At 58.2% G+C, this 364-nt stretch carries 1 protein-coding gene; it reads left to right on the top strand.

Features of this window, described 5'->3' with window-relative positions:
- Positions 1–59: 59 nt before the first annotated feature.
- Positions 60–364, top strand: a 305-nt coding sequence (locus ACYQ6T_RS10745) for a transposase (protein WP_459830711.1), incomplete at its 3' end; no start/stop codon positions are given.

The following is a 364-nucleotide window of genomic DNA, read 5'->3' as shown; positions in this document are numbered from 1 at the left end:
TAAAAATGCCATACTTCCACTTCCCTTGATCCGTTCATCCGTTCCGAAGGAGCCCCCCGATGACACCGATCGATGAACTGGAGTGCTACCTCACAGAGCTTACTGAGGTGCTGGGCCACGCCGATCGTCATGCGGGGCTCAAGGACTACTGCCGGGGGCTTCTTTTGCCGATTGCGCGCAAAAGCATCGAACCGATTGCCGCGCACCTTGACCCTGAGCGGGTTCAAGCCAAGCATCAGGCGCTACACCACTTCGTGTCGAAATCTCCGTGGTCGGACGAAGCGGTATTGCGCAAAGTGCGCGAAATCGTCGCTCCGCACCTGGCACTCGATGAGGCGTGCTACTGGATCGTCGATGAGACCGG

This window comes from Hydrogenophilus islandicus, assembly GCF_054657095.1.
Note: the sequence above shows the minus strand (reverse complement) of the source record. Positions and strands in the feature narration are given on the sequence as shown.